Annotated in this window: 8 protein-coding genes; 4 read left to right on the top strand and 4 right to left on the bottom strand. The window is 70.7% G+C overall.

What is annotated here, in order from left to right; translation table 11 throughout:
- Positions 1-40: 40 nt before the first annotated feature.
- From H7H31_RS05690 to H7H31_RS05700, 3 genes are all read right to left on the bottom strand, one after another.
- Positions 41-15,640: a type I polyketide synthase gene (locus H7H31_RS05690; RefSeq protein ID WP_187117809.1), complete on the bottom strand. Its 15,600-nt coding sequence runs from the start codon at positions 15,638-15,640 to the stop codon at positions 41-43.
- A gap of 262 nt (positions 15,641-15,902) precedes the next feature.
- On the bottom strand, positions 15,903-16,109 hold the full coding sequence (locus tag H7H31_RS05695) for a ferredoxin (protein ID WP_176164732.1): 207 nt from the start codon (positions 16,107-16,109) through the stop codon (positions 15,903-15,905).
- 131 nt (positions 16,110-16,240) lie between these two features.
- Positions 16,241-17,440 (bottom strand): cytochrome P450, encoded by a 1,200-nt coding sequence (locus tag H7H31_RS05700; protein ID WP_187086584.1) that lies wholly within the window; start codon positions 17,438-17,440, stop codon positions 16,241-16,243.
- A gap of 496 nt (positions 17,441-17,936) precedes the next feature.
- Between H7H31_RS05700 and H7H31_RS05705 the strand changes: the two genes are divergently transcribed.
- The 3 genes from H7H31_RS05705 (at position 17,937) to H7H31_RS05715 (ending at position 20,016) form a co-directional block, all read left to right on the top strand.
- A complete protein-coding gene (locus tag H7H31_RS05705; RefSeq protein WP_187117810.1) occupies positions 17,937-18,659 on the top strand; it encodes a hypothetical protein in 723 nt (240 codons plus the stop codon).
- A complete protein-coding gene (locus H7H31_RS05710) occupies positions 18,646-19,254 on the top strand; it encodes a Fic family protein (protein WP_187117811.1) in 609 nt (202 codons plus the stop codon). The genes H7H31_RS05705 and H7H31_RS05710 overlap by 14 nt, the downstream gene beginning before the upstream one ends.
- 156 nt (positions 19,255-19,410) lie before the next feature.
- On the top strand, positions 19,411-20,016 hold the full coding sequence (locus tag H7H31_RS05715; RefSeq protein WP_232109702.1) for an HD domain-containing protein: 606 nt from the start codon (positions 19,411-19,413) through the stop codon (positions 20,014-20,016).
- A 156-nt stretch (positions 20,017-20,172) separates the two neighbouring features.
- On the opposite strand, the gene H7H31_RS05720 is transcribed toward H7H31_RS05715, so the two are convergent.
- Positions 20,173-20,820, bottom strand: coding sequence for a MerR family transcriptional regulator (locus H7H31_RS05720; protein WP_232109703.1), 648 nt, complete (start codon positions 20,818-20,820; stop codon positions 20,173-20,175).
- A 279-nt stretch (positions 20,821-21,099) separates the two neighbouring features.
- On the opposite strand from H7H31_RS05720, the gene H7H31_RS05725 reads away from it, so the two are divergent.
- Complete coding sequence (locus H7H31_RS05725) at positions 21,100-22,398, top strand: flavin-containing monooxygenase (protein WP_197995949.1); 1,299 nt, start codon at positions 21,100-21,102, stop codon at positions 22,396-22,398.
- Positions 22,399-22,443: the final 45 nt, after the last annotated feature.

Consider the following 22,443-nt stretch of genomic DNA (forward strand, 5'->3'; position numbering starts at 1 on the left):
AGCCTTCGGCCGGTCACTTCCGGGGACAGGGGCGTCCGCGTCACGCGAGTTCCTCGTCGAGGAAGTCGAAGATCTCGTCGTCGGTCGCCGACTCGAACGTGTCGGCGGCGGCGACCTCGCCCTTCGCCGTCCCCGCCTGCTGCCTCGCGGTCAGCTTCGCCAGGACCTGCTGCAGGCGCGAGGTGAGACGTTCCGTGGCGGCCTCGTCCGCCACCACCTCGGCGATCGAGGTCTCCAGCTTCTCCAGCTCCGACAGAACCGGCAGCACCAGCGATGCGTCCGGCTCGTCCGCCACGAGCTCCTGCGCCAGGTATCCGGCCAGTGCCCTGGACGTGGTGTAGTCGAACAGCAGGGTGGCGGGGAGCCGGAGGCCGGTCGCCGTACCGAGCTGGTTGCGCAGTCCGACCGCGGTCAGCGAGTCGAAGCCGAGTTCGAGGAAGCCACGGTCAGGGGCGATCATGCGCGGGCTGTCGTGGCCCAGCGCCATGGCCGCGTACCCGGTCACCAGTTCCAGGAGTTCCTGCTGCCGGGCGGCGGGCCGCATCGAGCCGATACGGCGCCGCAGGTCGACGGAGTCGGCGCCGGAATCGCCCGCGGGTGTCCTCGCGGGGCCGCGTCGAGCCGTGGTCCGGATGATGCCCCGCAGCAGCGCGGGGACCGGCCCGTCCTGGGCTCGCCACGCCGCGGCGTTGAGCCGTGCCGGGACGAGGGTGGCCGCGTCGATGCCGCAAGCGGTGTCGAACAGGGCCAGGGCCTCCGCGGAGGACATCGGGGTCACGCCCTCGCGGGCGAGGCGCCGCATATGGGCCTCGTCCAGCTTGCCGGTCATGCCGCTGCGCTCCTCCCACAGGCCCCAGGCGAGCGACTGGGCGGGAAGGCCCTCGGCCCTGCGCCGGTGGGCGAAGGCGTCCAGGAAGGCGTTGGCGGCGGCGTAGTTGGCCTGGCCGGTGCCGCCGAGTGTCCCGGAGAGCGAGGAGAAGAGCACGAACGCGGACAGGTCGAGACCGGCGGTCAGCTCGTGCAGGTTGAGCACCGCGTCTACCTTGGGCCGCAGCACACGGTCGACCCGCTCGGGGGTGAGCGCTTCGACGACGCCGTCGTCCAGCACTCCGGCGGTGTGCACCACGGCGGTGAGCGGGTGTTCTTCCGGCAGGGAGGCCAGGAGCGCGGCGAGGGAGTCGCGGTCGGCGGTGTCGCACGCGGCGACCACGGCATGGGCGCCGAGGTTCGTGAGCTCCGTCCGCAGTTCGGCCGCGCCGTCCGCGGCGAGGCCGCGGCGGCTGACCAGCACGAGGTGGCGGACGCCGTGCTCGCCGACGAGGTGCCTGGCGACCAGGCCGCCGAGGCCGGATGCCGCCCCGGTGACCAGGACGGTGCCCCGCGGGTCCCAGGTGACGCCGGTCGTGGCCGACCCCGCGCCGCCCTGCTCGGACGCGCTGCCGCGCGCCGTCACCCGGGCCAGCCTGCCGGCCAGGACCGTGCCGTTCCGGACCACGATCTGTGGTTCGTCGGTGGTGAGCGCCGCGGGGAGGAGCCGGCGCGAGCCTTCCTGGTCGTCCAGGTCGGCCAGGACGAACCGGCCGGGGTTCTCGGACTGGGCCGAGCGCACCAGGCCCCAGACGGCCGCACTGGCGGGGTCGGCCACATCGGTGTCGCCGCCCGCGGCGATGGCCCCCTGGGTGAGGAACACCAGTCGGGAGGCGCCGAGGCGGTGGTCGGCCAGCCAGCTCTTGAGCAGGTCGAGGGCGTGGTGGCCGGCTTCCCGTACCGCCTGTGCCAGTTCCCGCGTCCGGCCGGTGCGGGACACGATCGCGGCGAGTACGACGTCGGGCGTGGTCGCGCCCGCGGCGATGTCCTCGGCCAGGGCCGCGAGGTCCGGGTAGGTGTCGAGGGTGACATCGGTCGCTCCGAGGGCGCCGGTCAGCTCGGCCTGGTCGGGTCCGACGAGCGCCCAGCGCCCGGTGGCCGCGCCGCTCGCCTCCGGGGCGGTCGGTACCCAGTCGACCTGGTACAGCGACTCGTGCGGCTGGGCGGAGTTGACCTGCTCCGGGGCCACGGGCCGCAGTACGAGGGAGTCGACCGAGGCGACGGGCGCGCCGGAGGTGTCGGTGACATGCAGGGAGACCGTGTCCTCGCCGACGCTCGCCAGCCGTACGCGCAGCGCGGACGCGCCGCTCGCGTGGAGGGTCACGCCGTTCCACGAGAACGGGAGGGTGCTGCCGTCGCTGCCGGACGGCTTGAACGCCACGGTGTGCAAGGACGCGTCGAGCAGCGCTGGGTGGAGACCGTAGCGCGCGGCCTCGCCCTCCTGCGCCTCGGGCAGGTCGACCTCGGCGAAGATCTCGTCGCCACGGCGCCAGGCGGCGCGCAGCCCCTGGAAGGCCGGGCCGTAGGCGAAGCCGACGTCGACGAAGCGGTCGTAGAGATCCGCCACGTCGATGGCCTCCGCCTCCGCGGGCGGCCACACGGCGAAGTCGGCGGCCAGGGACGCCGGTGCCGTGGTGGACGGGTCGCTGCTGAGCAGGCCGGTCGTATGACGTGTCCAGGGGGCGTCCGGCTGGGTGCCCTCGGGCCTGGAGTACAGGTTGAGCGAACGGGCTCCGGACTCGTCGGGCGCGCCCACGGTGAGCTGGATCTGGACCGCGCCGTGTACGGGCAGGACCAACGGCGCCTCGATGGTCAGTTCCTCGACCCGCTCGCAGCCCACCTGCTCGGCCGCGCGCAGGGCCAGTTCCACGAAGGCCGTGCCGGGGAAGAGAACGGTGTCCGCGAAGGCGTGGTCGGCCAGCCACGGCTGAGTGGCGACCGACAGGCGCCCGGTGAACAGGTAGGTGTCGGTTTCGGCCAGGGCGACGGCGGCGCCGAGGAGCGGATGGTCGGGCGAGTCCAGGCCGGCCGACGTCACGTCTCCACTGGTGGTCGGCGCGGCGTCGAGCCAGTAGCGCTGCCGCTGGAACGCGTAGGTGGGCAGCTCCACCCGCTGGGCGCCGTGCCCGGCGAACACCGCCTCCCAGTCCACCGTGGCGCCGTGGACGTGGAGTTCGGCCAGCGCCGTGGTCAGCGACTGAAGCTCGGGCCGGTCCTTGCGCAGCACGGCTACGAGGGCGGGAGTGACCGCGCCATCGGGTTCCGCGGCCGTCAGGCAGTCCTGCGCCATCGCGGTGAGCACACCGTCCGGGCCCACCTCGACGAACGAGGTCACGCCCAGGTTCTCCAGGGTCCGTATGCCGTCCGCGAACCGCACGGCCTCGCGCACGTGCCGGACCCAGTACTCCGGCGAGCACACCTCGTCCGCGTGGGCCGGGGTGCCGGTGACGTTGGAGACCAGGGACATGGTCGGCGGGGCGAACGACAGCCCCTCGACGACCTTCCGGAAGTCGCCGAGCACACCGTCCATGCGCGGGGAGTGGAAGGCGTGGCTGACCCGCAGGCGGCGGATCTTGCGGCCCTCTCGCTCCCACTGTCCGGCGATCTCCAGCACGGCGGGTTCGTCGCCCGCGACGACCACGGCCGTGGGGCCGTTGACGGCCGCGATGCTCACCTCGGCCTCACGACCGGCCAGCGACGCGGCGACCTCCTCCTCGGGCGCCTGGACGGCCACCATCGCGCCGCCTTCGGGCAGCGCCTGCATCAGCCGGCCACGGGCCGCCACCAGGGCGCAGGCGTCCTCCAGGGAGAACACCCCGGCCACGTGGGCGGCGGCGATCTCACCGACGGAGTGCCCGATCAGCACGTCGGGGGTGATGCCCCAGTGCTCCAGGAGCCGGTAGAGCGCCACTTCGACGGCGAAGAGCGCGGGCTGCGTGAACGCCGTCTGGTGCAGCAGTTCGGCGTCGGCACTGCCCTCGGCCGCGAACACCACCTCGGTCAGCGGACGGTCGAGCAGCATGTCGAGGTACGAGCACACCTCGTCCAGCGCCTGCGCGAACACCGGGAAGGCGTCGTACAGCTCCCGCCCCATGCCGAGCCGTTGCGCGCCCTGGCCCGAGAACAGGAACGCCGTCTTGTGCTCGGCCCGTGCCACGCCCTGGATCAGCGTGGCCGCGTTCCTGCCCTCCGCCAGCGCTTCGAGCCCGGAGCGGAACTGCGCCGGGTCCTCCGCGACCACGGCGGCGCGGTAGGGCAGGGCGGAACGGGTGGTCGCCAGCGAGTAGCCGATGTCGGCGACGTCACCGGCGCCCGCGGTGCGCACACCGTCGAACTCGCGCAGTTGCCCGGCCTGGGCGCTCAGCGCGTCGGCGTTGCTGCCGGAGAGCAGCCAGGGAACCACCGTGGTACCGGCCGGCGAACCGGTGGCACCGCCACCCGGCTTCGGCGACGGCGACGGCGACGGCGACTCAACGGGGTCGGCCGCCTCGATGATCGTATGCGCGTTGGTGCCGCTGATCCCGAAGGACGACACGGCCGCCCGGCGCGGGCGGTCCGTCCGCGGCCACGCGGTCGCCTCGCTCAGCAGCGACACGGCGCCGCTGGTCCAGTCGACGTGCGGGGAGGGCTCGTCCGCGTGGAGCGTCTTCGGCAGCACGCCCTCGCGCATGGCCATCACCATCTTGATGACACCCGCGACACCGGCCGCGGCCTGCGTGTGACCGATGTTCGACTTGATCGAACCCAGCCACAGCGGCTGGTCCTCGGACCTGCCCTTGCCGTAGGTGGCCAGCAGCGCCTGCGCCTCGATCGGGTCACCCAGCGAGGTGCCCGTGCCATGGGCCTCGACGGCGTCCACATCGGCGGCCGACAGACCCGCGTTCTCCAGGGCCTTACCGATCACACGCTGCTGCGACGGGCCGTTGGGCGCCGTGAGGCCGTTGGACGCGCCGTCCTGGTTGATCGCCGAGCCCCGGACGACGGCCAGCACCTGGTGGCCGCGGCGCCGGGCGTCCGACAGCCGCTCCACAAGCAGCATGCCCACACCCTCGGACCAGCCGGTGCCGTCGGCCTCGGCGGAGAACGCCTTGCACCGCCCGTCCGGCGACAGCACACGCTGGGCGCTGAACTCGACGAACGTGCCCGGCGTGGCCATGATCGTCACGCCGCCGGCCAGCGCCATGTCGCACTCGCCCTGACGCAGCGACTGGCAGGCCAGGTGCAGGGCCACCAGCGACGACGAACACGCGGTGTCCACCGTGACGGCCGGGCCCTCGAAGCCGAAGGTGTAGGAGAGGCGGCCGGAGGCGACGCTGGACGCGCTGCCGAGTCCGAGATAGCCCTGCACACCGTCCGGCGCGCTGATGGCCCGGCCGCTGTAGTCCTGGTAGTTCGAGCCGATGAAGACACCCGCCTGGCTGCCGCGCAACGCCGCCGGGTCGATACCGGCCCGCTCGAACGCCTCCCAGGACGTCTCCAACAGCAGCCGCTGCTGGGGGTCCATGGCCAGGGCCTCACGCGGTGAGATACCGAAGAAGTCCGGGTCGAAGTCGGCGATGTTGTCCAGGAACCCGCCGGTGAGCGCGTAGGTCTTGCCCGGCTTGTCCGGGTCGGGGTCGTAGAGCCCCTCGAGGTCCCAGCCACGGTCGTCGGGGAATCCGGAGATCGTGTCGACTCCGGCGTTCACCACGTCCCACAGTTGCTCGGGGGTCCGCACGCCGCCCGGGAAGCGGCAGCTCATCGCCACGATCGCGATGGGCTCGTCGAACGAGTCCGATCGGGTCGGCGTGATCTCGGCGGCGCCGTCTTCCTCGGTTCCGAACATCTCACCGTTCAGGAACCGGGCAAGCACCGTGGGCGTGGGGTAGTCGAAGACCAGGCTGACCGGCAGCCGCAGCCCGGTCGCCGCGCCGATCCGGTTGCGCAGTTCGACGGCGGTCAGCGAGTCGAATCCGAGGTCGCGGAAGGCACGGTCCGAGGCGACCGCGTCCGCGCTGTCGTGAGCGAGGACATCGGCGGCCTGGGCACGCACCAGATCGCGCAGCGCGGCTTCGCGCTTCGCCCGGGGCAGGGCCTCCAGCCGGTCGTGAAGCTCCGCCCGCCCGCGGTCGGCGCTGTTCGGCGCGGACTGCTTGCCCGTGGCCGTGGTCCGCGCGTCGCGCAGCTCGCGGAAGAGGGGGGTGGCGAAAGAGTCCGCCTCGAAACGGGTCCAGTCGATGTCCGCGACGGCGAGGAACGTCTCGTCGTGGTCCAACGCCTGGTGCAGCGCCGAAATCGCCAGTTCGGGGGACATGGCCAGCATCCCCGAGCGGCTCATCTGCTCTTCGTGTCCCCCGGCGACCGCCAATCCGCTGCCGGCCCAGGCGCCCCAGGCGATGGACGTCGCGGGTAGACCATCCGCACGCCGCTGCAACGCCAACGCGTCCAGATACGCGTTACCCGCCGCATAACTCCCCTGACCCGGCCCACCCAACGTGCCCGCCGCCGACGAGAACAACACGAACGCCGACAGATCCAACCCCACCGTCAACTCGTGCAAGTTCCGCGCCGCAACCACCTTCGGACGCAACACCCCAGCCGCCCGCTCCACCGTCAGAGCATCCACCACACCGTCATCCAACACACCCGCCGTATGCACCACGGCAGTCAGCGGCAACTCCCGCGGAACACCCGCCAACACCGCCGCCAACGCCTCACGATCCGCCACATCACACGCCACCACCGACACCCGAGCACCCAGACCCTCCAACTCGGCCTTCAACTCAGCGGCACCCTCGGCCCCCAACCCACGACGACTCGTCAACACCAGATGCTCAGCACCCCGACGAGCCAACCAACGAGCCACATGACCACCCAACGCACCCGTACCACCCGTCACCAACACCGAACCACCCACACGCCACCCCTCACCACCCACGGCCTGAGGAGCCGAAGCGCGCACCAACCGCTTGGCGAACACACCCGAACCACGCACCGCGACCTGATCCTCACCCCCCACACCCGCCAACACCCCGACCAGACGCGACACAGCACGCTCATCCAACGTCTCGGGAAGGTCGACAAGCCCACCCCAACGCTGCGGGTACTCCACTCCCACAATCCGGCCCAAACCCCACACCATCGACTGCACCGGACTCGCCAGCCGGTCAGAGCGACCCACCGACACCGCGCCCCGAGTGCCACACCACAACGGAGCCCCCACACCCACATCACCCAACCCCTGAACCAACCCCACCACCGCGGCAAGACCGGCAGGAACACCAGCAAAGGTCGCGTGTTCCACTTCATCCAGCGCCAGCAGCGAGAGCACACCCGCCACACCCGACGGCTCCGCCCCAGCCTCGTCGAGCGCTCCCCGCAAGCGCTCCGCCACCGCCCCACGGTCGTCACTCGATCCGTCCAGCACCACCCGGACGACCTCGGCCCCGTGCGTCTCCAGCCCGTTCACCGTGGCGGACACGAGGGCGTCATCGGCGTGCGACGCGGGAAGGACAACGAGCCAGGTGCCCGAGAGGCCCGCGTCGGTGACGGAGGCCAGGGGCTTCCAGACCGCCTTGTAACGCCAACTGTCGACCGTGTTCTGCTCACGCCGTTGACGACGCCAGGACGAGAGCGCCGGAAGCAACGCCGTCAACGACGACTGCGCCTCCTCGTCCTCCACCTCCAACGTCCGCGCCAACGCCTCCAGATCCTCGCGCTCCACCGCCTCCCAGAAACGCGCGTCCACCGCATCCGCGCTCAAGCCATCACCGGCGACCGCCACCTCGGCAGCCGAGACGGCGTCCAGCCAGTACCGCTGCCGCTGGAAGGCGTACGTCGGCAGCTCGGCCTGCCGACCACCCTGTCCGGCGAACACCTTCCGCCAGTCGACGTCGGCGCCGTTGACATGCAACTCGGCGGCGGAGGTCAGGAACCGCTCCAAGCCGCCCTCGTCGCGGCGCAGCGTGCCGACGACCACGGCCTGGGCGTCAGCGGCCTCCACCGTCTGCTGCACCGGAAGCGTGAGCACCGGATGCGGGCTCACCTCGACGAACACGGTGTGACCGTCACCGAGCAGGAGGCGGGTCGTGGCCTCCAACTCCACCGTCTGACGCAGGTTGCGGTACCAGTACTCCGCGTTCAGCCCGGCCGTATCCACCAACTCACCCGACACCGTCGAGTAGAACGGCACCTGCGACGAACGCGGCGCGATGTCCGCCAGGACCTGGAGCAGCTCCTCGCGGATCGACTCCACATGCGCGGAGTGCGAGGCGTAGTCCACCGGAACCCGGCGAACCCGCACCTCCTCACCCTCCAGCTCGGCCACCATCTCATCCAGCGCACCCGGATCACCCGAGACCACGACCGAGCCCGGGCCGTTGACCGCGGCGACCGATATCGCACCGCCCCAACCGGCGATGCGCTCCCGCGCCTGGTCGACCGGCAACCCCACCGACACCATCCCGCCACGGCCCGCCAGGCCACCCGCGATGGCCCGCGACCGCAACGCCACCACCTTCGCCGCGTCCTCCAACGACAACGCGCCCGCCACACAGGCCGCCGCGATCTCACCCTGACTGTGACCCATCACCGCATCCGGCACCACACCCACCGACCGCCACAACCGCGCCAACGACACCATCACCGCGAACAACACCGGCTGCACCACATCCACCCGATCAAAACCGGGAGCACCCGCAGCACCACGCAACACATCCGTCAACGACCAGTCCACATACGCCGACAAAGCCGCCTCACACTCACCCACCGCCTGCGCGAACACCGGCGAGGAGTCCAACAACCCCACCGCCATACCCACCCACTGCGCCCCCTGACCCGGGAACACGAACACCGAACGACCACGCACATCGGCCACACCACGCGTCACACCCGAGACCACCTCATCCCCGGCCAACGCACCCAACCGACCCAACAACTCCTCACGATCAGCACCCGTCACCACCCCACGGTGCTCGAACACCGAACGCGACGTCGCCAACGAGAACGCCACATCAGCAGCGCTCAACTCGGGACGCCCGGCCACGAACTCCCGCAGCCGGCCTGCCTGCGCCCGCAACGCGGTGTCGCTCTTGCCCGATACGACCCAGGCCACCGCGCCATCGGTGACCTCGGCCTCGGGCTCCTCCGCCTCCTCGGTCTCCGGCGCCTGCTCCAGGATCGCGTGCGCGTTCGTCCCGCTCACGCCGAAGGACGAGACGCCGGCGCGGCGCGGGTGGCCCGACTCCGGCCACGGCCTGGCCTCGGCCAGCAGCTCGATGTCGCCCGCTGACCAGTCGACGTGTTGAGACGGCTCATCCACATGCAGCGACTGCGGCAGTACGCCGTGCCGCATCGCCATCACCATCTTGATGACACCGGCAACGCCGGCCGCCGCCTGCGAATGGCCGATGTTCGACTTCACCGATCCGAGCCACAGCGGCTGGTCCGCTGGCCGGTCCTGGCCGTAGGTGGCCAGCAGCGCCTGCGCCTCGATCGGGTCACCCAGCGACGTGCCCGTACCGTGCGCCTCGACCGCGTCCACGTCGGCGCCCGACAGGCGGGCGGTCTTGAGCGCCGCGCGGATCACCCGCTGCTGCGACGGTCCGTTCGGGGCGGTCAGGCCGTTGGACGCACCATCCTGGTTGACCGCGGATCCCCGGACGAGAGCCAGCACCTCGTGGCCGTTGCGCCGGGCGTCCGAGAGCCGCTCGACGAGCAGCAGCCCGACGCCCTCGGCGAATCCGAATCCGTCGGCGGCGTTGCTGAACGCCTTGCACTTGCCGTCGGCGGACAGCGCGCGCTGACGGCTGAAGTCCACCAGCCCGGCCTGTGTGGACATCACCGTCGCGCCACCGGCGAGCGCCAAGTCGCATTCGCCCTGACGCAGCGCCTGGACCGCGAGGTGCAGCGCGACCAGCGACGACGAGCACGCGGTGTCCACCGTCACGGCGGGCCCTTCGAGGCCCAAGGTGTACGAGATCCGGCCCGAGGCCACGCTGCCCGCGCTGCCGGTGCCGAGATAGCCCTCAAAGCCTTCGGGGGCGTTCCCTTGTAGCCGGGTGCCGTAGTCGTTGTATACGACGCCGACGAAGACTCCGGTCCGGCTTCCCTTCGCCGACTCGGGGTCGATACCGGCCCGCTCGAACGCCTCCCACGAGGTCTCAAGGAGCAGTCGCTGCTGCGGGTCCATCGAGAGCGCCTCACGCGGGGAGATCCCGAAGAACGCCGGGTCGAACTGGTCCGCGTCGTAGAGGAAGCCACCGTTGCGGGCGTAGTACGTGCCCTCGCGCGCGGGGTCCGGGTCGTACGTCGTCTCGAGGTCCCAGCCACGGTTGGACGGGAGCGAGGCGATGGCGTCGGTGCCACCCATCACCAGGTGCCAGAATTCCTCGGGTGTCCGCACCCCACCGGGGAATCGGCAGCTCATGGCGACGATCGCGATCGGGTCGTCGTCCGTGTGCGCCGGGCTGTTGGCGGACCCGCCCGTCGCCGGTGCCGCGATGGCCGTGTCCTGCGCCCCGAGGATCTCCGAGCGCAGGTAGCCCGCCAGTACGGTCGGGTTCGGGTAGTCGAAGACGAGCGTGGCCGGGAGGCGCAGACCCGTCTCCGCGCTCAGGCGGTTCCGTAGTTCCACGGCGGTGAGCGAGTCGAAGCCCAGCTCCTTGAAGGGCCGTCCCGCCCCGATCGTGTCCGCCTTCGCGTGTCCCAGGGCGGCGGCGGCTTGGACGCGAATCAGCTCGTCGAGCAGGAACTGCTCCTGATCCGCCTCGGACAGGTCGACCAGTCGCCGTCGCAGACGGGTGGCGATGTCGTCCACGTCCGCGGCCCCGGCGCCCACGACACGGCGTGCTGTCACGGCGGGCACGACGTTGCGGAAGAGTGCGGGAAGTTCGGCACCCTGCGCACGCAGCGCCGGGACATCCAGCCGGAAGAGAACCGGAACGACCGCAGCCGAGACCAGAGCCGCGTCAAACAGCTCAAGCCCCTCGTCCGTGGCCAGTGGTACCAGGCCCGAGCGGGATATCCGCTGGACATCGTCCTCGCCGAGGTGTCCGGTCATACCGCTGGCCTCAGCCCACAAACCCCACGCCATCGACACACCCGGCAACCCCCGAGCCCGCCGCCACGACGCCAAACCATCCAAAAACACATTCGCCGCCGCGTAATTGCCCTGCCCCGCACTCCCCAACACACCAGCAGCCGACGAGAACAACACAAACGCCGACAGGTCCATCCCGGCCGTCAACTCATGCAAGTTCCACGCCGCATCCACCTTCGCCCGCAACACCAACTCAACCCGCTCACGCGTCAACGACGTCAACAACCCGTCATCCAACACACCCGCCGCATGCACCACACCACTGAGCCCAAAACCCTCAGGCAACCCCGCCAACACCCCAGCCAACACCCCACGATCCGCAGCATCACACGCCACAACCACCACCTCAGCACCCGCACCCTCCAACTCCGCCCGCAACTCCACCGCACCCTCAGCCCCCACACCACGACGAGAAAGCAACACCAACTTCCTCACCCCATGGCGCTCCACCAAATGCCGAGCCACCAAACCACCCAACACACCCGTACCACCCGTCACCAACACCGCACCCGAACCAAACACCCCCGACCCCAACTCCGAAACCCCACCCGAAGACACCACTCGACCCAAACGCGGCACCCGCACCACACCCGACCGCACCACCACCTGCTCCTCCCCCAACGCCAACACCCCAGGAAGAACACCCTCAACACCCTCCACATCATCGGTGTCCACCAACACCAAACGCCCAGGATTCTCCGACTGCGCAGACCGCACCAAACCCCACACCGCAGCCCCCGCCAAATCCACCACACCACCACCCACATCAACAGCACCCCGGGTCACCACCACCAACCGCTCACCCACAACACCCTCACCCTCACCCGCATCCCCCACCCACGACCGCACCCGCTCCAGAACCTCAAGAACCCGCCCATACACCTCACCCACCACACCCGAACCACCAGAAACCACCCGCACAACCTGGGACCCCGACCCCACCTCACCCGCAACCACAACCCCAGGCGCATCCACCCACTCCACCTGGAACAACGCATCACGCACCGCACCACCCACCGCACTCAACTGACCCGCGTCAACCGGCCGCAACACCAACGACTCGACCGACGCGACTGCGCGCCCCGACTCATCCCCCACCCACACCGACACCGCACCCGACCCTGAACCCGAACCCTGATCCGCCGACGCCAACCGCACCCGCAACGACGTCGCACCCACCGCCTCCAAAGCAAACCCACGCCACGAGAACGGCAACACACTCCCCGAACCACCCGCGAAGCCCCCACTCACACCCATCGCGTGCAACGCCGCGTCAAACAACGCCGGATGCAGACCAAACTGGCCCGCCCGCTCCCGCTCACCCTCAGGAAGCTCGACCTCAGCGAACACCTCACCATCACGCCGCCACGCCCGCCTCAACCCCTGGAAAACCGGCCCATACTCCAACCCACTCGCCGCAGCCCGCACATACTCACCCGACACATCAACCAACTCAGCGCCCACCGGCGGCCACACACCAAAGTCGAACCGCGACTCGGAGCCGGCCACGGCCGAGTTCAGCAGACCGTGGGCATGCCGCGTCCAGGCTCCACCCTCACCCGCAGCTTCCTCCCGCGAGAACACACTCACCTCACGGAAGCCAGAAGCATCCGCCTCCTCCACCTCGACCTGAAGATGCACCCCACCCTTCTCGGGCACGATCAGCGGCGCTTCCAGGGTCAGTTCCTCAACCCGGCCACAGCCGACCTGATCGCCCGCCAGTACCGCCAGCTCCACGAACGCTGTCCCGGGCAGCAGCGTCATCCCATGGACGGCGTGATCCGCCAGCCACTCATGCGTGGCCAACGACAACCGACCACTCAGCAGCACCCCGCCACCACTGGCCAACGACACCACCGCACCCAACAACGGATGCCCCAACGAACCCAACCCCACCGAACCCACATCACCCACACCCGCAGGGGCATCAAGCCAGAAACGCTCCCGCTGGAAGGCATACGTCGGCAGGTCGACCTGCCGGCCACCGTGTCCGGCGAACACCTTCCGCCAGTCGACGCTTGCCCCGCTGACATAAAGCTCAGCCGCAGAGGTCAGGAACCGCTCGGCCCCACCCTCGTCACGGCGCAGCGTGCCGACGACCACAGCCTGGGCGTCAGCGGCCTCCACCGTCTGCTGGACCGGCAGGGTCAGCACCGGATGCGGGCTCACCTCGACGAACACGGTGTGGCCCTCATCGAGCAGAAGGCGCGTCGTGGCCTCCAACTCCACCGTCTGACGCAGGTTGCGGTACCAGTACTCCGCGTCCAGCCCGGCCGTATCCACCAACTCACCCGACACCGTCGAGTAGAACGGCACCTCAGACGAGCGCGGCTCCAGGCCCGACAGGACCTTCAGCAACTCCCCACGGATCGACTCCACATGCGCCGAGTGCGAGGCGTAGTCCACCGGAACCCGACGAACCCGCACCTCCTCACCCTCAAGTTCCGCGACCAGCTCATCCAGCGCACCCGGATCACCGGAGACCACAACCGAGCCCGGCCCGTTGACCGCGGCGACCGAGATAGCGCCATCCCAACCGGCGATGCGCTCCCGCGCCTGGTCCACCGGCAACCCCACCGACACCATGCCACCACGGCCCGCCAGACCACCCGCGATGGCCCGCGACCGCAACGCCACCACCTTCGCGGCATCCTCCAACGACAACGCGCCCGCCACACACGCCGCCGCGATCTCACCCTGACTGTGACCCATCACCGCATCCGGCACCACCCCCACCGAACGCCACAACCGCGCCAACGACACCATCACCGCGAACAACACCGGCTGCACCACATCCACCCGATCAAAACCGGGAGCACCCTGGGCACCACGCAACACATCCGTCAACGACCAGTCCACATACGCCGACAAAGCCGCCTCACACTCGGCCACCGCCTGCGCGAACACCGGCGAGGAGTCCAGCAACCCCACCGCCATCCCCACCCACTGCGCCCCCTGACCCGGGAACACGAACACCGAACGCCCAGGTGTCTCGGCGCCATCCCCCCAGACCACACCCGGGAGCTTCGTCCCCTCAGCTACCGCCTCCAGGCGCTCGATGAGCTGCTCGCGGCTGGTTCCGGTCACCACGACGCGCTGCTCGAACGCGAACCTGGTCGTCGCCAGGGAGAGCGCCACGTCAGCGGCGCTCAGCTCGGAGCGCTCGGCCACGAACTCCCGCAGTCGGCCTGCCTGCGCGCGCAACGCGGTGTCGGTCTTGCCCGACACCACCCAGGCCACCGGACCCGCGACACCGCCGTCGGCAGGTTCCTCGGCAGCCTCGGCCTCGGCCGCCTCAACCTCCGGCGCCTGCTCCAGGATCACGTGCGCGTTCGTCCCGCTCACACCGAACGAGGACACACCGGCCCTGCGCGGCTCGCCCGTCTCCGGCCACGGCCTGGATTCGGTCAGCAGCTCGATCTCACCCTCGGACCAGTCCACGTGGCTCGACGGCTCGTCCACGTGCAGCGTCTTCGGCAGGACGCCGTGCCGCATCGCCATCACCATCTTGATGACACCGGCCACACCGGCAGCGGCCTGGGTGTGACCGAGGTTCGACTTCAGCGAACCCAGCCACAGCGGACGGCCCTCCGGCCGGTCCTGGCCGTAGGTGGCCAACAGCGCCTGCGCCTCGATCGGGTCACCCAGCGTCGTGCCGGTGCCGTGCGCCTCGACCGCGTCGATCTGACTGGGGGTCAGTTCGCAGTTCTCGAGGGCCTGCCGGATCACGCGGCGCTGAGAGGGGCCGTTGGGGGCCGTCAGGCCGTTGCTCGCGCCGTCCTGGTTCACGGCGGAGCCGCGCACCACCGCCAGGATCTCGTGCCCGTTGCGCCGCGCGTCGGACAGCCGCTCCACCAGCAGCACACCGATGCCCTCGGACCAGGTGGTGCCGTCGGCGGCGTCAGCGAACGCCTTGCACCGGCCGTCGGCGGCCAGTCCGCGCTGGCGGCTGAAGGTGACGAAGCCCTTGGGGCTCACCATGACCGTCGCACCGCCGACCAGCGCCATGGAACACTCGCCCTGACGCAGCGCCTGCGCGGCCAGGTGCAGGGCGACCAGCGCCGATGAGCAGGCGGTGTCCACCGTCAGCGCGGGGCCTTCGAAACCGAAGGTGTAGGAGACACGGCCCGAGGCGATGCTGGTGGTGGCGCCGTTGTGGAGGTACGGCTCGATCTCGTCCGGGATCTGCGCGGCCTCGGAAGCGTAGGTGGTGTGCATGGCGCCGGTGAAGACGCCTGTCTGGCTGCCACGCAACGACGCGGGGTCGATGCCCGCCCGCTCCATGACCTCCCACGACGTCTCAAGCAGCAGCCGCTGCTGCGGGTCCATGGCCAGCGCCTCGCGGGGCGAGATGCCGAAGAACGCGGAGTCGAACTGGTCCGCGTCGTGGAGGAAGCCGCCTTCGCGAACGTAACTGGTACCCGGGTGTTCCGGGTCCGGATTGTAGATCCCCTCCACGTCCCAGCCACGGTTCGTCGGGAAGGGGGTAATGGCGTCCGATCCATCGGCGACCAGGCGCCACAGCGCCTCGGGGGAATTCACTCCGCCCGGAAACCGGCAAGCCATACCGATAATGGCAATGGGCTCGGTGGCCGAACTGATCAGCTGGCGGTTCTGACGCCGGAGCCGCTCGATTTCCTTGAACGACTTGCGCAGTGCTTCAACGGCTTTGTTCTGGTTGGATGCAGCAGGCATCAGAAACTCCACACTTGACGCGTCGTTCGCCGGAAGAGCGCAACGGCCCTGAAAGTTGTGAGAACACGCATTGCCAGACGGACATCGGCCACACTAGCTCTGGTTTCGTAAGGGAAACCCTAGAAACCCACTCAGGCATGATTGACGCCCCGGACGTGTTTCCCGGGGGTTTGGTTTCAGTTGCGCTTCGCCGGCCGTGTGACCCTTGCTGCGGTCACGTTTTCCGCCGGCGTTCATGCCTCCGGAATGTCGAGCCCTGTTCTCACGCGCCAGGGTCTTCTTCGAAGCGGATCGCACCGGTCGGGCAACGGGAGACGACCTCGCGCAGAACGTCCAGTTGTCCGGTGTCGGGCTGTGCGTCGAGCAGGACGACGGAGCCGTCCTCGTCGCTCTGGTCGAACAGGTCAGGCGCGATCAGCGCGCACTGGCCCGCCGAACAGCACACCTCACGGTCGGCGGTGATCCTCATCGGGTCTCAGTCCTACCTTGTTGTTCGCGATGGGCCGACATGTCCACGTCTTGGGGGCCCTCTTGCATGACGGTGACGGACGGCGGGAGGGCGTCCCACCGTCCGTCGCGTGTACCGCTTGTTCGTCTCGGTCAGTCGTCCCAGGTGACGCGAAGCGACCTGGGGCCGTAGTGCACGCAGTCGTCCCGCATCGGGACCTCATCGGCCGGTACGGCCAGTCGCAGCGTGGGGAACCTGTCGAACAGGGCCTCGTAGCCGACGCGCAGGATCGTGCGGGCGAGGTGCTGGCCGAGACACTGGTGGACGCCGTGGCCGAGCCCCAGGTGCCCGTGATCCGTACGGCCGATGTCCAGCTGATCGGGGTTCTCGTAGCGCGCGGGGTCGCGGTTGACGGCGGGGAGGGCGACGGTGACCACCTCGCCCTTCTTGATGGTCTGACCGGCGAACTCGACGTCCTCAAGCGCCCACCGGCTGGCCCCGAGGTGGGAGATGGTGAGGTATCGGAGCAGTTCCTCGACGGCGGCCCCCATGAGCTCCGGGTCCTCCTGGAGCTTGGCCAGTTGATCGGGGTGCTCCAGCAGGGTGTAGACGCCCATGGCGAGCATGTTGCCCGTGGTGTCGAAGGCCCCGGTGATCAACGTGGCGGTCATGCCCATGAGTTCTCGCTCGGTGAGCTGCCCACCGCGGATGAGGTCCCCCAGGATGTCGTCCCGGGGGTCGTTCATCCGGCTGGGGACGAAGCGGGCCAGGAACCCGCTCATCCCGGACACTGCGGCGAGCGCCTCGGGAACGGTGGTGGAGAGCCGGCCCAGGGTCTCCACATGACGCTGGAGGCTCTTCCGCTCCGACTCGGGGACGCCGATCATCTCGCACATCACCCGCGAGGGAACGGATTCGGTGAAGACCTCCACCAGGTCGGCGCCGGGCCCGGCCTTTTCCAGATCGTCGAGTTGCTCGTGCACGATTCGCTCGATCATGGGGGCGAGTTGACGCGTGCGTCGGACCGTGAAAAAGCCGGTGACCAGCTTTCGGTACTTGCTGTGGACCGGGTCGTCCGTCTTCGCGAAAGCTCCCGGATCGGCAGGACCCTCGTACGCCAGTTCCGTGGGGACGGGGGAGATGATCCCTTCCTGGCGGGCGCTGAAGCTTTTATGGGTGAGCAGTTCCTTCGCTTCGGCATGCCGGGTGATGAGCCACCCTGGCGTGCCGTCCGGATAACTCATGCGCGTTATCCGCTCCTGCTCGCGCAGGGGGGTGTAGCCATCCGGAGGATCGAAGGGGCAGCTCCGCTTGGTGGGCAGCGAAACAGGGGGGCGCAGGACGTCGACCAAGACTCCTCCATCGATTCACAATCCATGCATCGAGGTCGTCGGCGGCTACACCGGCTGGCTCGATCCCGATGCTAGCTTCGCCGTAGACCCGGCAGCCCCCCACAAAGCCTCCCGCGGGCGCATTCTGTGGAATCCCTTAGACAAAGGGCGGGAGCTGTTGACCTCCGCGCGCGGGCGCACTCACCGCGCCGGCCGCGACGCGTGCGGGGTCTTCGGGTGCGCGATGGTGTCCTGCTCACCCGTCGGACCCGCTCGTCTCTCACGGGATCTCACCTGGCCGCCCCTCACCTCACCGCTCTCGTTCGCCTCCCTCGACGGCGGGCCCGACCCCGCCCGAAGCCTCCAGGTCAGGTGCCCGGCTCGGCACGTGAGCCGGGTGCGGAAATTCGTTCGCCGGGCCGCGTCGGACGGGCCGAGACTGTGGGCCGACCGCATCGGAGAGAGTGGGCCAGCGCTGACGTACAACCGAGACACCCTTCCCCTGCCGGAGAACCGCGTGCCGCCGGCCCCGTCGGGGGGCTTTCGGGACTGGGACGGCCTCGATCCGGCCCGCCACCCGTTCGACTGGGACGCCGAGGAGGAGGCCCACCTGTGCGCGCTGCTGCGCGAGTGGGTGCCGCCCGTGCTCTCCGGCATGGCCGGCTGGTGGCAGGGCGAGCACTGGTGCGAGAGCCAGTTCGACGCGATCATCCGGGAGCGCTACGGGAACTGGGCCCAGGGGTGGAACTGGTGCTACCGGTACGGCGGTCCCATCGGCGCCTGGGTCACCGGGGCCAGTTCCGTGACCACGCCCGACGAGACCGCCGCCCGTGCCGTGGCCGCGCTGTTGGAGTGGCGGGAGTGGCTGGAGCGGATGGCTCGGCTGTTCGCCGAGTTGGCTCCGCCGCCGGAGGCCACGCCCGAGGACCGGAGCTGGCATCTGGAGCGGGCCTGCGTCCGGCTCGTGACGCTCGCGCTGGACTCGGGCGCGGAGGGCGGCTGGCACGGCCAGGCCACCCGGGTACTGCAGTGGTTCCTCAGCAGCACGGGAATCGGCCAGGCCGAGGCCGAACAGGCGGTGGACGAGGCGATCGGCGGCCGGTTCCAGAGCTGGGTGGACCCCGGGCGGGCGCTGGTCGAAGCCGTGGGTGAGGACCTGGCGGTCGGCCTCACCGGCCACGCCCCCTACCAGGACCATCGCGAGCGGGCGGCCCTGGAGGAGCTTCATGACCGCTCCTGACAGCCTGGCGGTCTGGCTGCGCGTACGCCGTGTCGCCGCCTGGCACCAGGCACCGGCCCTGCGACCGGCGCTCCCCGCGCGCGACGGGTTCCGGGCCTGGTGCCAGGGGCCGGTGCGCCGGCGCGACCCCGTCCGTGCCGATCGGCTGCTCGCCGCCCACGCCCTGGCCAGCGCCGACGCGGCACGCCGCGCCCCGCTGGACTTCCCGCGCCTGGCCGCCTGGCAGTGCGAGGTCCTGGGCCAGGCGCGGGCGCCGTTCCGTACGGGCGACGCCCACGCGAAGGCCGGCCGCGAGCGCTACGGCCTTGGCCCGGACACTCCGGCCGCCTTCGCCGCCTGCCTGCGCGAGGCGGCCGACCCGCGGCTCCCGCTGGCGGCCCGCGCGGCCCGTGCCTACCTCGACGTGGCGTTCTTCCACCCCTTCACCGACGGCAACGCCCGCGCGGCGCTCCTGACCCTGGTCCACGTCCTGGCCCGGGAGGGCGTCGTCCTGCCCGAGGTCGGGCCCCTCCAGGCCACCCGTTACGCGGACGACCCGGTGGGCGCCGTCGACCTGGCCACGCTCGTCGGCGTACTCAACCGCCGTGGAGCCTGACGGTTCGGCGGCGCATCGGCCGCACACCCCTGGTGAGCACGTGGCCGAGAACGCTCCCTGGGGTGGGAGTTCGGCCCTGGTTAGGCTGGGCCGCACGGAACGACGTACGGAGACGACGCGCGGCGCGTGCGCGCGGCGCGAGTGAGGGGTCGGCGGGTGCTGAACGAGGTTGCGGGGTTGCGCGTACCAACGGGTCAGGCGGCGGAGGCGGCGCGGCTGGTCTGTACGGAGTACGCGGATGATGCGCTGTACCACCACTCCGTGCGGTCGTACTTCTTCGGTGCGGCCTGGGCGCGGGCGCGCGGGCTCGACTTCGACAGCGAGTTGCTGTACGTCTCCGCGCTGCTGCACGACATGGGGCTCACGGCGCCCTTCGACAGCCACAGGATCGCGTTCGAGGAGGCCGGCGGCCATCTGGCCCGGGTGTTCACGGCCGGCCTCGGCTGGCCGACCGAGCGTCGCGACCGGGCGGCCGAGATCATCATGCTGCACATGCGCGACGAGGTGGCGCCGGAAGTGGACGTGGAGAGCCGGCTGTTGCAGGAGGGAACCAGCGCGGACGTGACCGGGACGGGCCTGGAGGAGTACGACCCCGAGTTCGCGCGAGCGCTCGTGACGGCGTACCCGCGGCTGGGGTTCGGCGCGTCCTTCGTCGGCCTCTTCCGGGACCAGGCCGAGCGCAAGCCGGACTGCGCGGCGGCCGGGTTCTTCACGCGCGGCGGCGCCGAGCGGACCCTCGCCCACCCGCTCGAACAGAGCTGAGGCCGGGCGGGGCGCGGCCCGGGGGCAGCCCCGGCCCGCGCCCCGCGGCTTCGACGACGCCCGTCCGGCGGTTGCCATCGCGCCGCGGGGCGGGCGTTTCGCGTGCTGGGCCGAGCCCGTGGCGAGACGACGAGCCCTCGTGGTGTGCGGGCGCGCTCAGCTCCGCGTGTCGCGGCGGGCCCGGTACGCGCGTTGCTGGCAGGCCCGGGAGCAGTACGTGCGGGGCCGGCCGCGCGGGGTCTGGGCGACGGGCCCCCGGCAGCCGGGGCAGCGGGCCGCCTTTTCGTCACACGCGGACTGGTCCGGCGGGGTTTCGTCACGCGCCGGACGCCGCGACCACGCTGGCCTCCCGCCGTTGCCGGCCGCGCGGGCGGCGGCGACGAGGTCGCCGCCGGGGCCGCGCCCGACGGGCGTGTTCCGGGCCAACTCGCCCTCCAGTACGGGGCACTGGGCCATGTCGTCGGTCTCGCAGCGCAGCAGGTGGCGCAGGTAGTCGCGGGCAGCCCGCAACTGCTCGATCTCGCGGTCCAGCACGTCGATCTGCTCGCCGACGACGCGCCGCCAGCCGCTGAGCGTGGCCTTCCCCGAGGTGACGACGGCGGCCCGGTCGAGCGGCAGCCGCCCCACCACGCGGCACAGATAGGCGACGCCCAACCGGCGCAGGTCGCGGTCGCGGTAGCGCCGTCTGCCGCCGTCGCGGGCGGGTGGCGTCAGCACCCCCCGCCGTTCCCACCAGCGCACCGTGGAGGGCGCGAGTTCGTACAAGGCCGCTGCTTCCCCGATGGAGACCGCACTCTTCGTCACCGGTCCAGTTGACATCAAGTCGGCTTCACCGGACAAGATCTAACTAAGGCAAGCCTTACTTGCCGTGGTCGGGTGGCCCTGCCGCGCTCCGGAGCGTCCCGCAGGCCGCGCGCGTCCAGCACGCGGCACTCGACACGGCCCTCACCAATTATCCGAAACCACGCACCCGTCACGCGGCCACGCGCACGGCCACGCCCCACACCGTCGGCACAGCCAGCGCGCGACAGGGCGTGCGGGCGCGCGTGTTTGCGCACATCGATGCGACAGAGAGGTTCAACCGTGAAAGCAGTCGAATACGTGGAGACCGTCATCATCGGCGCCGGCCAGCAAGGGTGCGCGGTGGCCGCGTGCTTACAGGACGTCGGCCGTGAGGCGGTCGTCCTGGAGCGGGGCGAGATCGGCCAGGCGTGGGCGCACGAGCGGTGGGACAGCCTGCTCGTGGGGAGCGGAATCCGATCGATCCGCTTTCCGGGTTGGGAGTTCGAGAGCGACGATCCCCACGCCTCGCTGTCCGGCCCGGAACTGGCCGAACACCTGCGCCGCTACGCGGCCGACCGCAAGCTGCGCATACGCCAGCACACGCCCGTCCACAAGGTCGAATGCCCGCCGCGCGCCGCCGTCGGCGACGACGTGCGCTTTCGGACCCACTTCGGCACGGGCGGCATCATCGAGTCGCGCAACCTCGTGGCGGCGGTGGGCGGTTACGCGGCCCCGCGCATTCCCGACGTGGCCGCCGCGCTCGACCCGTCCGTGCACCAGATGCACTCGCGCTACTACCGCAACCCCGCCTCGCTGCCGGACGGTGCCGTCCTCGTGGTGGGCGCGGGCATCAGCGGCCAGCAGATCGCCGACGAACTCGCGGACGCCGGACGCCGCGTCTTCCTCTCGGTCGGCCGGCACCGCGCGTGGCCGCACCGCTACCGCGGTCGCCGCATCCACGAGTGGATGTACGCCTTCGGTCTCTACGGGGAGTTCGTCACCGGGAACACGGGTGGGCCGGCCGTGCTGCCCGGGTTGCCGGTGACCGCCGTGACCAGTGGCGACAGCGACCTGAACCTCGGCACGCTGGCGGTCAAGGGCGTCACCCTCGTCGGGTCCACGCGCGGGGCCGAGCACCGCACGCTGCTGTTGGCGGACAACGTCTCGGCCACGGTGGAACAGTCGGCCCGCGCCTACCGGCAGATTATCGACACCATCGACGCCGGCATCAGCCGGCGGGGGTTCGTGGTCCCGGAGCAACGGCCGACCCCGGAGGTCCGGCGGGACCACATCGCCGACTTCGGGCCCCGCCTCGACCTGGCGCAGCACGACATCACGACCGTCATCTGGTGCACCGGGTTCGGGCCCGACTACCGCGTCCTGCCGGCCGAGGTGCTCGACGAGCGCGGGGCGCCGCTCCACGAGAAGGGACGCGTCGGGGCGGTACCCGGGTTGTACTACGCCGGGCTGCCGGACGGGGACTCGCTGGCCTCGGTCGCCATCTCGGCCAGCGTCGACAACGGCCGGTTCATCGCCGGCCAGATCCACATCGACCACGTCATGCGGTCCGGTTCGGCGGAGCCGGTCATCGTGGCGTAGCGGCGCGCCCGGGCTCCGGAGCCGCCCCTCCGGGGCCCGCGCGCC

Source organism: Streptomyces buecherae, assembly GCF_014295035.1.
GTDB lineage: Bacteria > Actinomycetota > Actinomycetes > Streptomycetales > Streptomycetaceae > Streptomyces > Streptomyces youssoufiensis.